The sequence below is a fragment of the Aquabacter spiritensis genome (assembly GCF_004346185.1).
Classification (GTDB): domain Bacteria; phylum Pseudomonadota; class Alphaproteobacteria; order Rhizobiales; family Xanthobacteraceae; genus Aquabacter; species Aquabacter spiritensis.
This window is the reverse complement of the sequence record NZ_SMAI01000003.1, coordinates 235,581-254,725: the sequence shown is the minus strand read 5'-3', so window position 1 is coordinate 254,725 and position 19,145 is coordinate 235,581. Positions and strand designations below refer to the sequence as shown.

Genomic DNA, 19,145 nt, shown 5'->3' with positions numbered 1-19,145 from the left:
GGCGCGTTCCGATCCCCTTTGACGTGCATCAAGGAGCCGCCCGCGCGGCGACCGCATGGTGCCTCGCGAAGCTTGGGCCGTCTCGCGGCCGAAGCAGGGGATTGCCCATGCCGACCGTCCGCGATGTGCCCGACACCGAGCAGAAGACCATGACCGATGGCGAGATGATCGCCTTGGCCCTCGCCGTGGTGCTCGCCTGCTTTTCCATCATCGTCATGGCCAAGGCCCAGACCGGCGCCTTCGGCTTTCACGCCTTCCTGTTCGCCGCCGCGAGCATCGCCACCGTGTTCGCGGTCGGCAACCGCTACATGGACCGTCCGGCGGCGCTGCCGGCGCAGACCATCGACGGCAAGCCCAATTACAATATGGGCCCGGTCAAGGTGGCCACGCTGTTCGCGGTCTTCTGGGGAATTGCGGGATTCCTGATCGGGGTGATCATCGCCCTGCAGCTCGCCTTTCCGATGCTGAATTTCGACCTACCCTACACCGCCTTCGGCCGGTTGCGCCCGCTCCACACCTCCGCGGTGATCTTCGCGTTCGGCGGCAACGTTCTGGTCGGCACCTCCTTCTACGTCGTCCAGCGCACCAGCCGTGCCCGCCTCGCCGGCGATCTGGCGCCCTGGTTCGTCGTGCTGGGCTACAATTTCTTCATCCTGGTGGCGGGCACCGGCTATCTCCTCGGCATCACCCAGGGCAAGGAATATGCCGAGCCGGAATGGTATGCCGACCTGTTCCTGACGGTCGTCTGGGTGACCTATTTCGCGGTCTTCCTGCTGACGCTGCTGAAGCGCACCGAGCCGCACATCTATGTCGCCAACTGGTTCTATCTCGCCTTCATCGTGACCATCGCCGTGCTGCATCTCGGCAACAATGCCACGGTGCCGGTCTCGGTCTTCTCGCCCAATTCCTACATCGTCTGGTCCGGCGTGCAGGATGCCATGGTGCAGTGGTGGTACGGGCACAATGCGGTCGGCTTCTTCCTTACCGCCGGCTTCCTGGCGCTGATGTATTATTTCATCCCCAAGCGCGCCGACCGGCCGGTCTATTCCTACCGGCTCTCGATCGTCCATTTCTGGGCGCTGATCTTCCTCTATATCTGGGCCGGCCCGCACCATCTGCACTATACCGCGCTGCCCGACTGGGCGCAGACGCTGGGCATGACCTTCTCGATCATGCTGTGGATGCCCTCCTGGGGCGGCATGATCAACGGCCTGATGACCCTGTCGGGTGCCTGGGACAAGCTGCGCACCGACCCCGTGCTGCGCATGATGGTGGTCTCCGTCGCCTTCTACGGCATGTCGACCTTCGAAGGGCCGATGATGTCGGTGAAGGCGGTCAACTCGCTCAGCCATTACACCGAATGGACGATCGGCCACGTGCATTCCGGCGCGCTCGGCTGGGTCGCCTATATCTCCTTCGGCGCGATCTACTGCCTCGTTCCCTGGCTGTGGCACCGGCGTGAGATGTATTCGGTCAAGGCCATCAACTGGCACTTCTGGATCTCGACGCTCGGCATCGTGCTCTACATCTCCTCGATGTGGGTCGCCGGCATCCTCCAGGGGCTGATGTGGCGCGCTTATACCTCGCTCGGCTTCCTCGAATATTCCTTCATCGAGACCGTCGAGGCCATGCACCCGCTCTATGTCATCCGCGCGGTGGGCGGGATCCTGTTCCTCGCCGGCGCGCTGATCATGGCCTGGAACGTGGTGATGACCATCCGCAAGGCGGAGCCCGACACGGCCGAAGCGGCCGCCGGTCTTCAGCTCGCCGCCGCGGAATGACGGAGATCCCGATGTCCACGAAATCCGCCTCGCTCTGGGCCCGCCACGCCATTTTCGAGAAGCATTCCTCGATCCTGCTGCTCGGCGTGCTCCTCGTCATCTCGATCGGCGGCCTGGTCGAGATCGTGCCCCTGTTCTACCTGCGCAGCACGATCGAGACCGTGGAGGGGATGCGCCCCTATACGCCGCTCGAACTCGCCGGCCGGCGCATCTATGTGCGCGAGGGCTGCTACAATTGCCACAGCCAGATGATCCGGCCGCTGCGCGACGAGGTCGAGCGCTACGGGCATTATTCGCTCGCCGCCGAGAGCATGTACGACCACCCCTTCCAATGGGGTTCGAAGCGCACGGGGCCCGACCTCGCGCGGGTCGGCGGCAAATATTCCGACCTCTGGCACGTCGAGCACCTCAACGACCCGCGCTCCGTGGTGCCGGCCTCGATCATGCCGTCTTATTCCTGGCTGGCGCAGACCCGCCTCGACGGCAAGCACATCGCCCAGGACATGAAGGTCCTCCGGCTCGAGGGCGTGCCCTATACCGACGACATGATCGCGGCGGCGGGCGACGACCTGAAGACGCAGGCGACGACGGACGCGGCGGACGGCGACGCTTTGCTCGCACGCTATCCCAAGGCGCAGGTGCGCGACTTCGACGGCAATCCGGGGCGCCTCACCGAGGCGGACGCGCTCGTCGCCTATCTCCAGATGCTCGGCACCCTCGTCGACTTCAAGCTCTACGACGACAAAGCGAATGTGAGGTGAGCCATGCGCGAGACCTATCTGTCCCTCGCCGCCTTCGCCCAGACCTGGGGGCTGCTGATCTTCTTCATCGGCTTCCTCGGCGTCGTCGCCTACGCGTTCTGGCCGTCGAAAAAGCGCAAGAAGGCCTTCGACGAGGCCGCGCAGATCCCGCTGAAAGAGGATTGATCCCGTGAGCACCGCGCACGACAGCCCTGACGCTCATGTGGATTCCGCCACCGGCAAGTCCACGACCGGACACGAGTGGGACGGCATCCGCGAACTGAACACGCCTTTGCCGCGCTGGTGGCTCTGGACCTTCTATGCCTGCATCGTCTGGTCGGTGGGCTATTGGTTCGTCTATCCCGCCTGGCCGCTGATCTCGAGCGCCACCGGCGGGCTGATCGGCTGGCATTCGCGCACCGCGGTCGAGACCCAGCTCGCCGACCTCACCGCGCTGCGGGCGACCTCCTCGGCGCGGCTCGCCAATGTCCCGCTGGACGAGATCGAGCGCAATCCGGCACTGCTCTCGCTGGCCCGGGCCGAGGGCCGCGTCGCCTTCGCCGACAATTGCGCGCCGTGCCACGGCGCCGGCGGCGGCGGGGCGAAGGGCTATCCCAATCTGAACGACGACGACTGGCTGTGGGGCGGCACGCTCGCGCAGATCCAGGCGACCATCGAGCACGGCGTGCGGGCCGGCGACGACAAGGGCCACCAGGGCAACATGATCGCCTTTGCCGGCGTGCTCACCCCGGCGCAGATGTCGGACGTGGCGGACTATGTCCGCTCGCTGTCCGGCCTGGTGCCGGCGGGCGAGCCCGCGGTGGCGCGGGGCGCGGTCGTGTTCAAGGCCAATTGCGCCGTCTGCCACGGCGACGACGCCAAGGGCAAGGTCGAGCTCGGCTCGAAGAACCTCACCGACGGCATCTGGCTCTATGGCGGCGACAAGGCGACCATCGTGCAGACCATCGCGCACGGCCGCGGCGGCGTGATGCCGGCCTGGGGCAGCCGCCTGCCCGCATCCACCATCAAGGCGCTCACCGTCTACGTGCACACGCTCGGCGGCGGACAATAGGAGGCGCCGCCGGCACCGGCGGCTCACGCATCATGACGGCTCATGCCACCGGCACCGAACCCGCCGCGCACGACGAGGCGGACGACGAGCCGCTTTACGAGGCGCGGCGGCAGATCTATCCGCAGCGCGTCCACGGGCGGTTCCGCCGCATCAAATGGGCGGTGCTCGCGGTCACGCTCGCGATCTATTATCTGCTGCCTTTCGTGCGCTGGGACCGCGGCCCGGACGCCCCCGACCAGGCGGTTCTGATCGATTTCCCCTCGCGGCGCTTCTATTTCTTCTTCCTGGAGATCTGGCCGCAGGAATTCTACTACGTCGCCGGCCTCTTGATCCTCGCGGCGCTGATCCTGTTCCTGATGAACGCGGTCGCCGGGCGCGTCTGGTGCGGCTATCTCTGCCCCCAGACGGTGTGGACCGATCTGTTCCTCGCCGTGGAGCGCGTGATCGAGGGCGACCGGCGCGCGCGCATGCGGGCGGATGCCGGGCCCTGGACGCTGGAGAAGGTCACCCACAAAACCCTCAAGCACAGTTTGTGGCTGATCATCGCCTGGTGGACGGGGGGCGCCTGGGTGCTCTATTTCGCCGACGCGCCGACTTTGGTGGTCGAGCTCGCCACGTTCCAGGCGCCGGCCATCGCCTATGCCTCGATCGGCGTTCTCACCTTCACCACCTATGTCCTCGCCGGACACATGCGCGAGCAGGTCTGCACCTATATGTGCCCCTGGCCGCGCATCCAGGCCGCGCTCACCGACGAATATGCGCTGAACGTCTCCTATCGCGCCGACCGGGGCGAGCCGCGCCACTCGATCAAGAAGGCCGCGGCGCTACGGCAGGCACACCTGCCGGCGGGCGACTGCATCGATTGCAGCCAGTGCGTCGTCGTCTGCCCGACCGGCGTCGACATCCGCAACGGTTCGCAGCTCGCCTGCATCCAATGCGGCCTGTGCATCGATGCGTGCGACACCGTGATGGACAAGATCGAGCGTCCGCGCGGCCTGATCGCCTATGACAGCGAGGCCAATCTGGAGGCCCGCCGCGCCGGCCGCCCGCTTGTGCGCCACATCGTGCGCGCCCGCACCATCCTCTATGCCGTGCTGATCCTCGCCGTGGCGGGCCTGATGCTCACCGCCCTCGCCAGGCGCGAGCTCGAGGGCGTGGCGGCGATCCATGATCGCAATCCCCTGTTCGTGCGCTTGTCGGACGGGGCGATCCGCAACGCCTACACCCTGCGCCTTGCCAACAAGAAGCTCACCGAGCGCAGCTTCCGGCTTTCGGTCGACGGCGTCCCGGGCGCCTGGCTCGACATTGTCGGGGCCGCCGGCGATCTGAGCGTCACGGTGGGGCCGGACCAGACCCGCGAGATCCGGGTGCTCGTCACCACCCATGCGCCGCTGCCCCCCGCCGCTTCGCTCCCCGTGACCTTCACCATCCGCGACGCCGCGACCGGGATTGCCGCGCACGTCACGGACCATTTCATCGGCCCGCCGGAGTCAGCGCCATGAGCATGCTCGAAAAGGGCGCGCCGCGCCCGGTGACCGGCCGCGTCGTGCTGTTTGCCATCCTCGCTTTCTTCGGCGTGGTGGTGGGGGTCAATCTGGTGATGGCGCGGCTCGCCGTGAGCACGTTCGGCGGCGTCGAGACCGCGAGCGCCTACAAAGCCGGGCTCGCCTTCCGCGGCGAGGAGCAGGCCGCGGCGGAACAGGCCGCGCGCCATTGGCAGGTCGATGCGCAGGTGCGCGGCCGCGGCGACGACACCCGGACGGTGGCGCTCGTCGTGCGCGACGCCGCCGGTCGGCCGCTGCCCGGCCTCGAGGTGCGCGCACGCCTGTCCCACCCCACCGATGCGCGGCGCGATGCGGTCGCGCAGCTCTCGGAGGAGGGCGGCGGGCGCTATACGGGCATTCTGCCGGCCGCCGCCGGACAATGGGATCTCGTCCTTGACCTGTCGCAAGGCGACAGCCGCCTGTTCCGGTCCAGAAACCGGGTGCAGCTCGACTAGAGCCTGATCCGACCGGGTTGAAACGCCCCGATCGGGGAATCGGTCTCGAACCCATCGACCGAGCGCGCCGGGGACCGCCGACCGTGCAGGCCGCAGATTATTCCCATTTCGTCGGGCGCGACGCCGCCGGCCACGCCCAGATGAATCTCGTGGTGGAGAACGTCGCGGACGCCACGTCCATCTCCGAGATCGAACGCGGGCTCGCCGCTTTGCCCGGCGTGGTGCGGGCCCGGCTGAATTACACGACGCACCGCCTCACCGTCGCCTGGTCGGAGGAGGCGAGCGCCGGGGCGGTGGTTGAGCGGCTCTCGGCGCTCGGCTACCGCGCCCATCCCTTCGCGCCGCGGGCCGTGGACGAGGAGGCCGAGCGCGCCCGCTGGCTGCTGCGCTGCCTCGGCGTCGCCGGCTTCGCGGCGATGAACGTGATGCTGCTCTCGGTGTCGGTCTGGGCCGGCAATGTCAGCGACATCACCCCGGAAACCCGCGACCTGTTCCACTGGCTGTCCGCCCTCATCGCGCTGCCGGCCGCCGCCTATGCCGGCCAGCCCTTCTTCCTCAGCGCGCTCGCCGCGCTCCGGCGGCACACGCTCAACATGGACGTGCCGATCTCGCTCGGCGTGCTGCTGGCGCTCGGCATGTCGGTGGTCGAGACGGCCCTGCATGCCGAGCACGCCTATTTCGACAGCGCGCTGATGCTGCTCTTCTTCCTGCTCTGCGGCCGCTATTTCGACCATGCCGCCCGGCGCAAAGCGCGGGCCGAGGCGGCGAACGTGGCGGCGCTGCGCGGCGAATTCGCCCTCCGGCTCGACCCGGCGGGCGGAACGATCCGCGTGCCGGTCCAGGCGCTCGCGGCTGGCGACCTGATCCTCGTTCCCGCGGGCGAGCGGATCGGCGCGGACGGCGTGGTTGCGGCCGGCGCGTCCAGCGTCAGCGAGCCCGTGGTCACCGGCGAGACCCTGCCGCGTCTGGTCGAAGCCGGCGCGCCCGTCCATGCCGGCGGCCTCAACGGAACCGGCGCGCTGACGGTGCGCGTCACGGCGGGCGGGGCCGACACGCTGCTCGACGACGTCCAGCGCCTCCTCGACGCCGCCTTGACCGGCCGCAGCACCTATGTCCGGCTCGCCGACCGGATCGCCGCGGCCTACGCCCCGGTCGTCCATCTCACGGCCCTCCTCTCGGCCGCGGGCTGGCTGATGCTCGGCGCGAGCCTGCACGATGCGGCGATGATCGCGGTCGCGGTCCTGATCATCACCTGCCCGTGCGCCCTCGCGCTCGCCGTGCCGGCGGTGCAGGTGGTGGCCACCGGGGCGCTGTTCCGCGCCGGGCTGCTGGTGCGCGCGCCCGATGTGCTGGAGCGCCTGGCGGGCATCGACACGGTGGTGTTCGACAAGACCGGGACCCTCACGCTGCCGGAGCCGGCGGTCCGGCTCGCACCCGGCGCGGATGCCGCTTTGCTGCCGCTGGCCCTCCGCCTCGCGCTTTCGAGCCGGCATCCGCTCGCCTCCGTTCTCGCCCGGGACGCGGCGGATGGCCCCTTTCCCGACGTCACGGAAAGCCCGGGAGCCGGAATCAGTGCCGAGGTCGACGGCGTGCCGGCCCGGCTCGGCAGTCTCGCCTTCTGCGGGCTCGCTTTGCCCTCCGGCCTGCCGGCGACCGCCTCGCTGATCGGGGTGCGGCACGGCGCGCGCGGCCTCGTCATCGGCATCGATCAGGTGCTGCGTGCGGACGCGGTGGAGGTCATCGCGGCGCTGCGCGCCCGGGGCCTGAATCTGGTCATCCTCTCCGGAGATCGGCCCGAAGCCGTCGCCCCGATTGCGGCGGCCCTCGGGATCGCGGACGCGCGCGCCGGCCTGCAGCCCGGGGACAAGATCGCCGCGCTGGCGGCGATGAAGGCGCAGGGCCGTCGCGTCCTGATGGTGGGTGACGGGCTCAACGACGCCCCGAGCCTCGCCGCCGCCGACGTCTCCCTCTCGCCGGTCGATGCGGCGGCCCTCACCAAGGCGCAGGCGGATGCGGAATTCCTCGGCTCCGGCCTCGCGCCGGTCCTCGCCGCGGTCGACGGCGCGCGCCGCGCCATGCGCCGCGTCCGCGAGAATCTGGGCCTCGCCCTCGCCTACAATCTTGTCGCCGTTCCATTGGCGATCGGGGGCTATGTCACGCCGCTGGTCGCTGCGCTCGCCATGTCGGGCTCCTCGATTCTGGTGACGCTGAACGCCCTGCGCATGGCGAATCCCAAATCGGCGAAACCCAAATCGGCGCATCCCGAACCAACCCGTCCGGCCCACACCGGGGAAAAGCCGCCGGAGGGCACGCGATGAACGTCCTGATCTATCTCGTCCCCCTCGCTTTGGCTTTGGGGGTGGCGGGCCTCTTCGCCTTCCTGTGGTGCCTGCGCGCGGGGCAATATGAGGATCTCGACGGCGCCGCGCGGCGCATCCTCTCGGACGAGGATATCGAGCGATGAGTGCGCCGTTGCGCGCGGGCATGCTGATCTGCGCCTGCGACGGGGCCGCGGCGCCGCCCGCCAACGACAATGCGCGCCGCCCGGCGGGCCGGTTCGCGCTGACGGCGGGCTTCGCCTTCGCCGTGCTGGCGCAGACCATCGCCGCGACCGTTCTGCCGCTGGCGGGAACCCTGCTGGCGCCCGAAGGCGCCCTCGTCACCTGGCCGTTCGCGGCGCTGATGCTGGGCGCGGCCCTCGCCTCCTTCCCCGCCTCCTTCCTGCGCGATGCATTCGGGCGGCGCGCGGGATTCGCGCTCGGCGCCTCGCTCGGCATTGCGGGCGGCGCCCTGCTCGCGCTCGGGCTTCTGAACCGCCAGTTCGCCTTCGCCTGCATCGGCGGGCTCTGGCTCGGCATGGCGCAGGGCTTTTCCTTCTTCTATCGGCACGAGGCGGCGGCGACGTCCGGCGCACCGGGCGCGGCGGCGGCCGGCGTCTTGGCCGGCGGGGTGCTCGCGGCTTTGGCCGGCCCCGCCCTCGTTCAGGCCGCCGAGGCGCTGGTCGCGCCCTATTTCCTGGTCGGCGCGGCGGCGCTCGCCGCGCTCGCCCATGTCGCTTCGCTCGGGGTCGCCGTGCGGCTCGCGCCGGATCCCGTTTCCGAAGCCGCCGCCCAGCCCGGCGGATCGCTCCGGCCCCTTCTCTGGCCCACAGCGGCCGGCGCGCTCGCCTGGTTCGCCATGAGCGCGCTGATGGCGGGTTCCCCCGCCAAGCTCGTCGCCTGCGGCGTCGGCGAAGGCGCGGTGTTCGGCTTCGTCGCCCTCCACGTCCTCGCCATGTATGGCCCGGCCGTGCCGCTCATGTGGATCGCCGGCCGGGTGCCGGGCCCGGTCCTGGCTCTGGCCGGCGGGTCGCTGTGCGCCGCGGCGCTGGCGCTCGGCGCCGCGACCCAGACCGGTCCCGGCCTGGGCGCCGCGTTGCTGCTCTCCGGCGCGGGCTGGTGCATCGCCACCGTCGGCACGACGGCCTGGCTGCGCGAGGCCGGGGCGTCGGGCCGGCTCGCCCTCGCGCTGCATGACGGGGTTCTGTTCTGCGCCGCGCTCGCGGGAGCGCAGGCCGCAGGCTTGGTCTGAGACTCGGCCCGAGGCTCGACCTGAGCGCGCCGGCGGGCGGACGCGGTCAGAAGGCGACCGCCTGCCCGTCCTTGCGGCTGTCGGACCCGCCGACATAGGCCCCGTCCGCACCGCGCAACACGAGCTGCGCGCCGCCGAAGGCGAACACCGCCTCGGGGGGTTCCACGACGATCTCGTGGCCGAGCTTGGCCAGCCCCTCGATCAGCTCGGCGCCGAGGCCCGGCTCCACCGCCACCTTGCGCCCCTGAACGACGCGCCAGCGCGGCGCATCCGCCGCGGCCTGGGGGCTCTGGCCGTATTTCAGGGTGCGCAGGACCATCTGGGTGTGCCCCTGCGCCTGCATCGGTCCCCCCATCACGCCGAACGACATCAGGGGCGCGCCCCCGCCGTCCATGACGAAGCCGGGAATGATGGTGTGGAACGGGCGCTTGCCCGGCGCGACGCAATTGGGATGGGCGGGATCGAGCGTGAAGGACGTGCCGCGATTCTGCAGGCTGATCCCGGTGCCCGGCACCACGACGCCCGAGCCGAAGCCCATATAATTGGACTGGATGAACGAGACCATCATGCCGTTCGCGTCGGCGGCCGAGAGATAGACCGTGCCGCCCGGCTTCGGCCCCTTGAAACTCGGAAGCCGGGCTTCGCTGGCCGACACCTCGCGCGCCCGCTCGGCGAGATAGGCCGGATCGAGGAGGCTGCGCGGATCGATGGTCATCGCATCGGGGTCGGCGACATAATGGTCGAGGTCGGCGAGGGCGAGCTTGGTCGCCTCGATCATGAGGTGGGTGGTTTCCAGCGAATCCACCGGCGCGGCGCCGACCCCCAGCGCATCGAGAATGCCGAGCGTGATCAGGGTGGCGATGCCTTGCCCGTTCGGCGGCAATTCGTGCACCACCGCCCCCGCATAAGGCTGGGAGAGGGTGTCGACGAAATCCGCGCGATGCGCCGCGAGATCGTCGAGCCGCATCGCACCGCCGCACGCTTTGGCATGGGCGACCATCCGCTCGGCGAGGGCGCCGCGGTAGAACGCCTCGCCTTCGGTCGCGACGATGGCTTCCAGGCTGGCGGCGAGATCGGGATTGCGGAAGATTTCTCCGGCTGCCAGCGGCCGGCCGTTCGGAAGGAAGGCCTCGGCGAAGCCCGGCTGGCGTCCGAGCAGCGGCGCGGCATTGGCCCACAGACGCGACACCTGCACCGAAACCGGAAAGCCCTCCCGGGCGAAGCGCAGGGCCGGCTCGGCGAGCGTCGCGAGCGGCAGCGTGCCGAAGCGGCGCCACAGCGCGATCCAGGCCGAGACCGCGCCGGGGACGGTGACCGCGTCCCAGCCCCGTTCCGGCATGGCGCTGCGCCCGGCGAACCGTTCCGTCGTCCAATCGGCGGGCGCGCGCCCCGAGGCATTGAGACCGTGCAGCTGCGTGCCGTCCCACAGAATCGCGAAGGCGTCGCTGCCGAGGCCGCAGCCGGAGGGCTCGACGACGGTCAGCGCCATCGCGGTGGCGATCGCGGCATCGACCGCATTGCCGCCTTTCGCCAGCATGGCGAGACCGGCCTGCGCCGCGAGCGGCTGCGAGGTGGCCACCATGCTCCGGCCGAAGACCGGCGGCCGGGCCATCGGATAGGAGCTGCGATAATCCAGAGCGGAGAGATTCAGGGCGGGGCGATTCATGGCGGGGCGACTCTTGGCGGGGTCCCGGTGCGACCGGCCCGAACGGCCGAGTTCGTCGCAGCCCGGCGGACGCGCGAGCGGCTCCCGCCGGACCTGCCCCGCTTGTAGCATCGCCGCCGGCTCCCGTTCCAGAGCGCCGATGCGCGGGACCGGGGTTTGGAGGATCGAAGTTCTAACAATTTCGTAGTACGCGTTATTCAGTCCTAGTAATCGACATTTTCCGAGTAATTATTTCTAATTTCCGGCGGGATTTTCCCGAAATTTGCAGCCCCCGTGCGCCCGCCTCCCGCTCTAATAGCCACGACCGGAGCGCGGGCCGCTCCCTCAGCCTGAAGGAGTCGCGATGCGCACGATCGGCCTGATCGGTGGGATGAGCTGGGAAAGCACGGCGGTCTATTATCGCCGCATCAACGAGCAGGTGCGGGACCGCCTGGGCGGGCTCCACTCGGCGCCCGTCCTCATGCATTCCGTGAATTTCGAGGACATTGTCGGCATGCAGAAGGCCGGCGATTGGGATGCCGCGACCGCAGCCCTGCGCACCGTCGCCGGCGGCCTCGAAGGCGCCGGGGCGCGCTGTCTGCTGATCTGCACCAACACCATGCACAAGCTCGCCGACGCGGTTCAGGACAGCGTCTCGGTGCCGCTGCTCAACATCATCGACATCACCGCCGAGGCGCTGATCGCGGCCGGCGCGCGCAAACCGCTCCTGCTCGCCACCCGCTATACGATGGAGCACGGCTTCTATCTCGACCGCATGCGCGCGCACCACGGCCTTGCCCCGATGGTGCCGGACGCCGCGGATCGCGGCGTGGTCCATGACGTCATTTTCGAGGAATTGTGCCGCGGCGTGATCCGGCCCGAATCCCGGCAGAGCTATCTCGACATCATCGCCAAGGGGCGGGCGGCCGGCGCCGACAGCGTGATTCTCGGCTGCACCGAGATCGGGCTGCTGATCGGCCCCGAGGATCTCGATCTGCCGACGTTCGATTCCACCCTGCTGCATGCCGACAAGGCCGTGGACTTCTGCCTATCGGCCCGCTTGCCCGATGCGGCCGCGGCCTGACACCGGCACTTTACCGGGCCAGATAGGTCGTGGGGACCGCCGTGGTGAATTTCAGTTCCTCCATCGCGATGGAGGAACTGACATCGGAAAAATCCAGGCGGGAGATCAGCCTTTGATAGACCGCGTCATAGGTCTCGATGTCCGGCACGACGAGGCGCAGCAGATAGTCGGTCTCGCCGGTCAGCCGCCAGGCCTCGACGATTTCGGAGATGTCGATGATGGCGCGGCGGAATCCCTCCAGCCATTCCATCGCGTGGCGCGGCGCCTTCACCGCAACGAAGACGGTGAGCGGCACATTCGCCTTCCGCCGGTCGAGCAGCGCCACGCGGCGCAGGATCAGCCCCTCTTCTTCGAGTTTCTTGATGCGACGCCAGCAGGGCGTCGAGCTCAGCCCGACCTTGTCGGCGATGGTCGCCACCGGAAGCGTGGCGTCCTGCTGGAGCAAGTCGAGGATTTTGCAGTCGATGGCATCGGTCATGCGGGGATCCGAAGAAATGAGGATTTAGATTCTCATATCACGTCAGACAGGAGAATTTCATTCTTCAAGACCGGCGCGACCCTTCAAGCGCCCCGTCGATATTTCGTTAGCGGCGCGCTTGATTTAGGCCAGAGTGCCGCGAAGACCAGGAGGAGCGAAGGCATGGCAGCGAAGGCGAAGCGGAAGCCGGAGGCGCAGGGTGCGCCCGGCTTCGATACCGACCCGCTGCACCGCATGACGCTCGGCTATCTCGTCAATCTCATCGCCCGCTTGATGGCGCAGTCGCTGAAGGCGCGAAACGGCGCGGACGGCATCTTGCCGGGCCAATATCCGGTCGCGGTGGAACTCCTGCTGCAGGACGGAATGAGCCAGCGCGATCTGTGCGAGGCCGTGAGAATAGAGCAGGCGACCATGGCCAACACGCTGAAGCGCATGGAACGCGACGGCCTGATCACGCGCCGCCAAAGCACGGAGGATGGGCGCCTCTCGACCGTTCACCTCACCGAACTCGGCATCTGCCGCGCCCAAGCCGCCGTGCGCAATGCCGCGGAGGTGAACCGGATTGCCCTCGACGGTTTGTCGCCCGCCGATCAGGCCGCGCTTCGCAACACGCTGATCGATCTCGCGGCGCGGCTGGAAGCCGATCTCGGGGAGCCGGCGGCGGAAACGGCCGAAGAAATTAAGTGAGCCTTACGTCTGGACTTGAATAGCAAGCTATGTATCATGATCCCGATCGGCGACAGCGCTTGCTGTCGCAAGGTTTCGGATCTGGAGGAGCGCAGGTGAAGGCGGCAATCGTGAAGGCCCATGGCGGCCCGGAAAACCTGGTCTATGTCGAGGACTGGCATCAGCCCCAGCCCGGTCCCGGCGACGTGGTCCTGCGGGTCAAGGCCAGCTCCCTGAACTATCACGACGTGTTCACCCGGCGCGGCATGCCCGGCATCAAGCTCGCTCTTCCGGTCGTCCCCGGGCTCGACATCGCCGGCGAAGTGTCGGCGCTCGGGGAAGGGGTCGAAGGGGTCGAGATCGGCGATCGCGTGCTGGTCGATCCGATCAACCGCGTCGAAGGCGGGCTGATGGGCGAGACCACGGATGGCGGGCTCGGCGAATATGTGAAGGTGCGGGCGCACCAGCTCGTGCCCATGCCCGACGGCGTCACCTTCGAACAGGCGGCGGCCCTCCCGGTGGCCTATGGCACGGCCTATCGCATGATGTTCGCCAATGGCGGCGTGAAGGCGGGCGACAAAGTTCTGGTGCTCGGCGCCTCGGGCGGGGTGGGCACCGGCGCGGTGCTGCTCGCCAAGCTCGCGGGCGCCCATGTCATCGCCTGCGGCTCGAGCGAAGCCAAGCTCGCCAAGCTGAGCGAGATCGGCGCCGACGAGGTGATCGACTATACCAAGACCGACTTCGCCAAGGAGGTCTATGCGCGCTACGGCAAGCCGCATCGCCGCACGTATGATGGCGGGGTGGACGTGGTGGTGAACTTCACCGGCGGCGACACCTGGGTGCCTTCGCTGCGCGCGCTGAAGCGCGGTGGCAAGCTGCTCACCTGCGGCGCCACCGCCGGCTTTAATCCGGTCGAGGATCTGCGCTTCATCTGGACCTTCGAATTGAAGATCCTGGGCTCGAACAGCTGGGCGCGCGAAGATCTCGTCGCGCTGCTCGACCATGTCGCCAAAGGCGAGCTGAAGCCGGTGATCGACCGCGTGCTGCCGCTCGACCAATCCGCCGAAGCCCTGCGCCTGATCGAGGAGCGGGAAGTGATCGGCAAAGTGATCGTTGCGCCGTGACGCGCAGAAATTGAGGAGAAGAGTGTCATGAGCGAAACCGAAACCAAGGCCGGGCCCGACCTCGCCGATTTGAACGCCCGCATCACGCGCGGCCCCTTCCACCGCTGGCTCGGCCTCGCCGTGACCGAGGCGAAGGACGGCGAGATCGTGGTGACGTGCCCCTGGCGCGAGGAAATGGTCGTCAATCCCGACGTCGGCTACACCCATGGCGGCATCCTCGCCACCCTGGTGGACCTCGTCGCCGACTGGGCGCTCGCCACGACCAAGCTCGGCCGGCCTTATCCCACGGTGGACCTGCGGGTCGATTATCACCGCCCCGCCATGAAGGGGACACTGACCGTGCGGGGCAAAGTGGTGCGGCTCGGCTCCACCTTCTCGACCTGCGAAGCCTATGTCGAGGACGCAGACGGCAAGCTCGTCGCCAGCGGCCGCGGCACCTACGCCACGACGACCAAATGATCCAGGGCCCGGCAGCGATGCCGGGCCTTTTTCACAGGCGCGGCCCCTTCATGGGGCGCGCCGCGGAGCGCGGACAATGCGGCACGATACCGAGACCTTTCGCGAGTTCCTCAGCCGCCTGCGCGATGCCGGCGAACTCATCGACCTGCACCAGAAGGTCGACATCCGCCACATCGCGACGCTGGTCGACCAGTCGGACAAGGCGTTGTTCTTCCATAACGTCATCGGCTACGACATGCCGGTGGTCTCGGGCATCATCCGCTCCCAGAAGCGGGCGATCATGTCGCTCGGCTGCACCGCCTATCCCGAGATCGAGGCCAAGCTGAAGGCCGCCATCGACCGGCCGGTCCCTTCCAACAGCGTCAACACCTCGCCGACGCAGGAGGTGGTGATGGAGGGCGACGATGTCGACCTCTACCGCCTTCCGATCCCCATGAGTTCGATCTATGACGGCGGGCCGATGATCACGGCCGGCGTGGTGATCGCCCGCGACCCGGAATATGGGCTGAACGCGGGCATCTACCGCTTCATCGTCAAGGAGAAGAACCTCACCGGGATCGACATCGTCACGCCCAACAATATGCGCCTGTTCGCGCAAAGGGCCTATGAGGCGGGACGGCCCTGCCCGATTTCGATCTCCATCGGCACCCATCCCTACGAGATCATGGGCTCCGGCTTCCGTGCCCCGCTCGGCGTGGACGAAATGGCGATTTCCGGCGGCTTGCGCGGCGGACCGGTCGACCTCGCCCCGTGCCGCACCATAGACGTGCCCTATATCGCCGATGCCGAGATCGTGCTGGAGGCCGAGATCCTGCCCACCGGCTGGGTCTATCCGGAAGGCCGGTTCGGCGAATTCACGCGCCTGATGGGCGGGCTGCACTGGAATCCGCTGGTGCGGGTGAAGTCGATTTCGATGCGCAAGGACGCGATCTATTACGCGCTCCACATGCCTTGGGAGAACACCTGGCTCGCGGCGCCGACGCGCTATGCGGCGATCCGCCAGGCGCTGAAGACCGCCGGCGTGAATGTGAAGGACATCAACGTGACGCTTGGCGGCTGCGCCTTCTGGCACGCCGTCATCTCCATCAAAAAGCAGCCGGGCGAAGGCAAGAACGCACTGCTCGCCGCGCTGTCGGTGATGGACCTCAAGCATGTGGTGGTGGTGGACGACGACATCGACGTCTTCAATCCGATGGACGTCGAATGGGCGATCGCAACCCGCGTCCAGGGCGACAAGGACATCGTCGTGATCACCGGCGCGCGCGGCAAGCCGCTCGATCCGAGCCTGCCCCCGACCCCGCCCGGAATTGTCCCGACCACCGCCAAGGTCGGCATCGACGCGACAATTTCCGAAGGCATTCCCAAGGAGCGCTTCGAACGCATCGCCTATGCCTATGCCGACACGGCGAAAATTTCGGATTACGAGCGCGGCAAGGCGGATCCGGCCGGGGCATCGGCCTCCGATGCCGAGGTCGCGAAGCTCGCCGAAGCGATCGCCGAGATGATCGGCGCGGCGCCGCGTTACTATACCGACATCGCGGAAGCGTTCGGCACATACGACTTCCCGGTGGTGGCGCGGGCCCTCGGCCTTCTGCACGCCACAGAGCGGCTGTGGCAGGATCCGCGGGGCCGCATGTGCCTGCGCGGCTCCGCCTTCGCCGCCAAGCCGCCCGGCGCGTGACGCGCGCGTGAGAGCTGGAACGGCGGCGCTGTGCGTCGCCGTTCACAATGACGACACCACCGAAAAAAGGGAGAGATGGGGACCGCCGCCGGACCCTATAGAATCCAAGCCGACGACCCGAGATTATACAATGACTGCGGCACAAGCTGCGGCAACGCCTTAGGACTGGAACCTCACTTCCACTCGTCTTACCAGAGGGCGACACCATGTATCAGAAACTCAGGACGCTTATTGTTGCGGCCGCCATTCTGCCTTTGGGCAGCCTGACACTTCCGGCCCAGGCCCAGGAAGTCGTCAAGTTCGGTGCCGCCCAGGTATCGGCGGGGTCCCTGCCGGTCATCGTCGCGGAGCAGAAGGGCTTGTTTGCCGCCGAAGGCCTCAAATATGAGCGGCTCGACTTCAAAGGCGGCGCTCCGGCTGCGCAGGCGCTCGCCGCCGGCAGCCTGGACGTCTGCATCTGCGCCGCCGACCATGCCATCCGGCTCGAGGAGCGCGGGCTCGGCGGCAAGGTTCTGGTCGGCCTCGCAGACCAGCACAGCTACGCCCTGATCGGCGCAGCCGGGTCCAAGGCCAAGAGCCTGGCGGACCTGAAAGGTCAGAAGATCGGCATCACGTCCGCCGGCAGCCTGACCGACACGACGATCCGCTATGCCATCAAGGAAGCCGGACTCGATCCCGACAAGGACTTCGAAATCCTCGCGGTCGGCCGCGCCGGGGCCCAGCGCGCGGCATTGCAGGCCGGTGCCATTGCCGCCGGCATGTTCACGACGCCCGACATCCAGATCACCATGGCGGACAAGGGCGCCTACAAGATTATCGAGGACTTCCGCAGCATGGCCTATCCGGCCCAGGATCTCGTCGTCACCGACACGTGGCTGAAGGCGAATCCGGAAAAGGCCGCGAAGATCACGCGTGCCGTGGTCAAGGCCATGAAGCTGATCCAGGAGGACAAGACCATCATCTATCCGGCGGTGAAGGAAATGTTCCCGGGACTCAAGGATGAGGCCCTGCTCGCCCAAATCGCGACCGACGTGACCAACGGCTATCTCTCCAAGGACGGCCTGATGACGCGGGCGAGCTACGACACCCTGATGAAGATGATGATGGCGGCGGACCCCCGACTGAAGGCGATTCCGTACGACGACATCATGGTGACGACCTATCTGCCGAAGTGAGCCCGCAGATGACCGACACCGCAACCCTGACGGAAGAGCGCGTCGCAGCGCCCGCGCGCCGGCGATCCTTCGGGATCAGCCCGACCGCGCTCGCGCAGCTCGCTTTCATCCTGGCACTTCTCGGGCTGTGGGAGCTTGCCTCCCGCACCCTGTTCAATCCCTTCTGGAGCAGCCGGCCGAGCTTGATCGCCGTGCGGCTGTGGGAGCTCGCGGTCTCCGGCGAGCTCTGGGTGCATACCAGCACCACGGTCCAGGAAGCGGCGGCCGGCCTGCTGCTGGCCGCCTTGGTCGGCATTCCGCTCGGCATCGTGCTCGCCCGCGCCCCGCGCGTCGCACGCACCGTCGATCCTGTGGTGATGGGGCTCTACGGCCTCCCGCGCGTCGCCTTGGCGCCGCTGTTCATCCTGTGGTTCGGCATCGGCCTCCTGTCGAAGGTCATGATGGCCTTCACGATGGTCGTTTTCATCTTCCTCCTGAATGTCATGGAGGGGGTGCGCACGATCGACCCGGACCATCTCGACCTGATGAAGTCCATGCGCGCCGGCCGGTTCTATCTGATCCGTCGGGTGCTTCTGCCGGCCGTCGTCCCCTGGATCGTCGCTTCGTTCCGGATCGGCGTCGGCCTGGCGCTGATCGGGGCGGTGGTGGGCGAGCTCATCGGCGCCAATCGCGGCCTCGGCTGGTATGTCGAAAGTTCCGGCGGCCAGCTCGACACGACCGGGGTCTTCACCGGCCTCACCGTGCTGATGGTGCTCGCCATGCTCGCCAATCAGCTGATCGGCTTCATCGAACGGAGGCTCGTCACATGGCGCTGACCGCGACCCTGGCGGCTGTCCCGCCACTTGAAGCCACGCCCGCACCGGCACGGGTCCGCGCCGAATTGCGCGACCTGAAGATCTCCTTCCCGCGCCCGGACCTGCCGCCCCTGGAGGTGATTTCGGGCATATCGATGAGCGTCGGGGAAGGCGAGTTCGTCGCCGTGGTCGGACCGAGCGGGTCCGGAAAGTCGACCATCCTGCGGGCCCTCTGCGGCCTGCTGAAGCCTTCGGGCGGCCGGGTGATGGTGGATGGGCGCGACGTCACCGCCCCTCCACCCGGGGTCGGCTTCATGTTCCAGAAGGACGCGCTGCTGCCCTGGCGGACGGTCTCCGGGAACATTGCGGTCGGCGCCGAACTCGGCGGCACCCCGGCGGCGGAGCGCCCGGAGCGGATCGCAGCATTGATCCGGCTGCTCCGCCTCGACGGGTTCGAGGATGCCTGGCCGCGTCAGCTCTCGGGCGGCATGCGCCAGCGCGTATCGCTCGGCCGCCTGCTCGCCTACCAGCCCTCGCTGATGCTGATGGACGAGCCGTTCGGCGCGCTCGACTATCAGACCAAGATCGCCATGGGTCTCGAATTGCTGCGGGTGTGGGAGGCGGAGCGACGCTCCATCATCTTCGTCACCCACGACATCGAGGAGGCCGTCGCGCTCGCCGATCGGGTGGTGGTGTTCAGCGCGCGGCCGGCCCGCATCGTCGCGGACTACAAGGTGACCCTGCCGCGGCCGCGTCACATGCGCTCGATGCGATCCGACCCCGCTTTCACCCGGCTCACCGAGGCGATCTGGTCGGACCTCGCTTTGCCCGATTGACAGCCGAGACGGCGGGCGGAGCAGTCCGACCGCCGTCTCGA

General features: G+C 68.1%; 19 protein-coding genes. 17 read left to right on the top strand and 2 right to left on the bottom strand.

Features of this window, described 5'->3' with window-relative positions:
• Nucleotides 1-107: 107 nt before the first annotated feature.
• From ccoN to EDC64_RS07525, 9 genes are all read left to right on the top strand, one after another.
• On the top strand, nt 108-1,781 hold the full coding sequence (ccoN, locus tag EDC64_RS07565) for a cytochrome-c oxidase, cbb3-type subunit I (protein WP_420808950.1): 1,674 nt from the start codon (nt 108-110) through the stop codon (nt 1,779-1,781).
• A gap of 11 nt (nt 1,782-1,792) precedes the next feature.
• A complete protein-coding gene (gene ccoO / locus EDC64_RS07560) occupies nt 1,793-2,542 on the top strand; it encodes a cytochrome-c oxidase, cbb3-type subunit II (RefSeq protein ID WP_132030657.1) in 750 nt (249 codons plus the stop codon).
• Between the two features lie 3 nt (nt 2,543-2,545).
• Nucleotides 2,546-2,707, top strand: a complete 162-nt coding sequence (locus EDC64_RS07555; RefSeq protein ID WP_132030656.1) for a cbb3-type cytochrome c oxidase subunit 3 — start codon at nt 2,546-2,548, stop codon at nt 2,705-2,707.
• A 4-nt stretch (nt 2,708-2,711) separates the two neighbouring features.
• Entirely contained in the window at nt 2,712-3,593 is an 882-nt protein-coding gene (gene ccoP / locus EDC64_RS07550) for a cytochrome-c oxidase, cbb3-type subunit III (RefSeq protein ID WP_132030655.1), read from the top strand.
• Nucleotides 3,594-3,625: 32 nt separating this feature from the next.
• On the top strand, nt 3,626-5,095 hold the full coding sequence (gene ccoG, locus EDC64_RS07545; protein ID WP_132030654.1) for a cytochrome c oxidase accessory protein CcoG: 1,470 nt from the start codon (nt 3,626-3,628) through the stop codon (nt 5,093-5,095).
• A complete protein-coding gene (locus EDC64_RS07540; protein ID WP_132030653.1) occupies nt 5,092-5,592 on the top strand; it encodes a FixH family protein in 501 nt (166 codons plus the stop codon). Before ccoG ends, EDC64_RS07540 begins: the two co-directional genes overlap by 4 nt.
• Nucleotides 5,593-5,732: 140 nt before the next feature.
• Nucleotides 5,733-7,910 carry a heavy metal translocating P-type ATPase gene (locus EDC64_RS07535; protein WP_132030790.1) on the top strand — a complete coding sequence of 726 codons (2,178 nt, stop codon included), beginning with the start codon at nt 5,733-5,735 and terminating at the stop codon, nt 7,908-7,910.
• Nucleotides 7,907-8,056 (top strand): cbb3-type cytochrome oxidase assembly protein CcoS, encoded by a 150-nt coding sequence (gene ccoS / locus EDC64_RS07530; RefSeq protein WP_132030652.1) that lies wholly within the window; start codon nt 7,907-7,909, stop codon nt 8,054-8,056. The genes EDC64_RS07535 and ccoS overlap by 4 nt, the downstream gene beginning before the upstream one ends.
• Complete coding sequence (locus EDC64_RS07525; RefSeq protein WP_132030651.1) at nt 8,053-9,162, top strand: hypothetical protein; 1,110 nt, start codon at nt 8,053-8,055, stop codon at nt 9,160-9,162. The genes ccoS and EDC64_RS07525 overlap by 4 nt, the downstream gene beginning before the upstream one ends.
• Nucleotides 9,163-9,208: 46 nt before the next feature.
• Here the strand turns inward: EDC64_RS07525 and EDC64_RS07520 are convergent, their stop codons facing one another.
• Entirely contained in the window at nt 9,209-10,828 is a 1,620-nt protein-coding gene (locus EDC64_RS07520; RefSeq protein ID WP_207915948.1) for a gamma-glutamyltransferase family protein, read from the bottom strand.
• Between the two features lie 343 nt (nt 10,829-11,171).
• On the opposite strand from EDC64_RS07520, the gene EDC64_RS07515 reads away from it, so the two are divergent.
• Complete coding sequence (locus EDC64_RS07515) at nt 11,172-11,891, top strand: aspartate/glutamate racemase family protein (protein WP_132030649.1); 720 nt, start codon at nt 11,172-11,174, stop codon at nt 11,889-11,891.
• 10 nt (nt 11,892-11,901) lie between these two features.
• Here the strand turns inward: EDC64_RS07515 and EDC64_RS07510 are convergent, their stop codons facing one another.
• Nucleotides 11,902-12,369, bottom strand: coding sequence for an Lrp/AsnC family transcriptional regulator (locus EDC64_RS07510; protein WP_132030648.1), 468 nt, complete (start codon nt 12,367-12,369; stop codon nt 11,902-11,904).
• A 162-nt stretch (nt 12,370-12,531) separates the two neighbouring features.
• Here EDC64_RS07510 and EDC64_RS07505 point away from each other — a divergent pair, with 162 nt between their 5' ends.
• The 7 genes from EDC64_RS07505 (at nt 12,532) to EDC64_RS07475 (ending at nt 19,104) form a co-directional block, all read left to right on the top strand.
• Nucleotides 12,532-13,056 carry a MarR family winged helix-turn-helix transcriptional regulator gene (locus EDC64_RS07505; RefSeq protein WP_132030647.1) on the top strand — a complete coding sequence of 175 codons (525 nt, stop codon included), beginning with the start codon at nt 12,532-12,534 and terminating at the stop codon, nt 13,054-13,056.
• A gap of 95 nt (nt 13,057-13,151) precedes the next feature.
• Entirely contained in the window at nt 13,152-14,159 is a 1,008-nt protein-coding gene (locus EDC64_RS07500; protein ID WP_132030646.1) for a zinc-binding dehydrogenase, read from the top strand.
• 27 nt (nt 14,160-14,186) lie between these two features.
• A complete protein-coding gene (locus EDC64_RS07495; protein WP_132030645.1) occupies nt 14,187-14,618 on the top strand; it encodes a PaaI family thioesterase in 432 nt (143 codons plus the stop codon).
• 76 nt (nt 14,619-14,694) lie between these two features.
• Nucleotides 14,695-16,299, top strand: coding sequence for a UbiD family decarboxylase (locus EDC64_RS07490; protein ID WP_132030644.1), 1,605 nt, complete (start codon nt 14,695-14,697; stop codon nt 16,297-16,299).
• Between the two features lie 206 nt (nt 16,300-16,505).
• Nucleotides 16,506-17,474, top strand: coding sequence for an ABC transporter substrate-binding protein (locus EDC64_RS07485; protein ID WP_132030643.1), 969 nt, complete (start codon nt 16,506-16,508; stop codon nt 17,472-17,474).
• A gap of 8 nt (nt 17,475-17,482) precedes the next feature.
• Nucleotides 17,483-18,289: an ABC transporter permease gene (locus EDC64_RS07480; protein WP_132030642.1), complete on the top strand. Its 807-nt coding sequence runs from the start codon at nt 17,483-17,485 to the stop codon at nt 18,287-18,289.
• Nucleotides 18,280-19,104 carry an ABC transporter ATP-binding protein gene (locus EDC64_RS07475; RefSeq protein WP_132030641.1) on the top strand — a complete coding sequence of 275 codons (825 nt, stop codon included), beginning with the start codon at nt 18,280-18,282 and terminating at the stop codon, nt 19,102-19,104. Before EDC64_RS07480 ends, EDC64_RS07475 begins: the two co-directional genes overlap by 10 nt.
• Nucleotides 19,105-19,145: the final 41 nt, after the last annotated feature.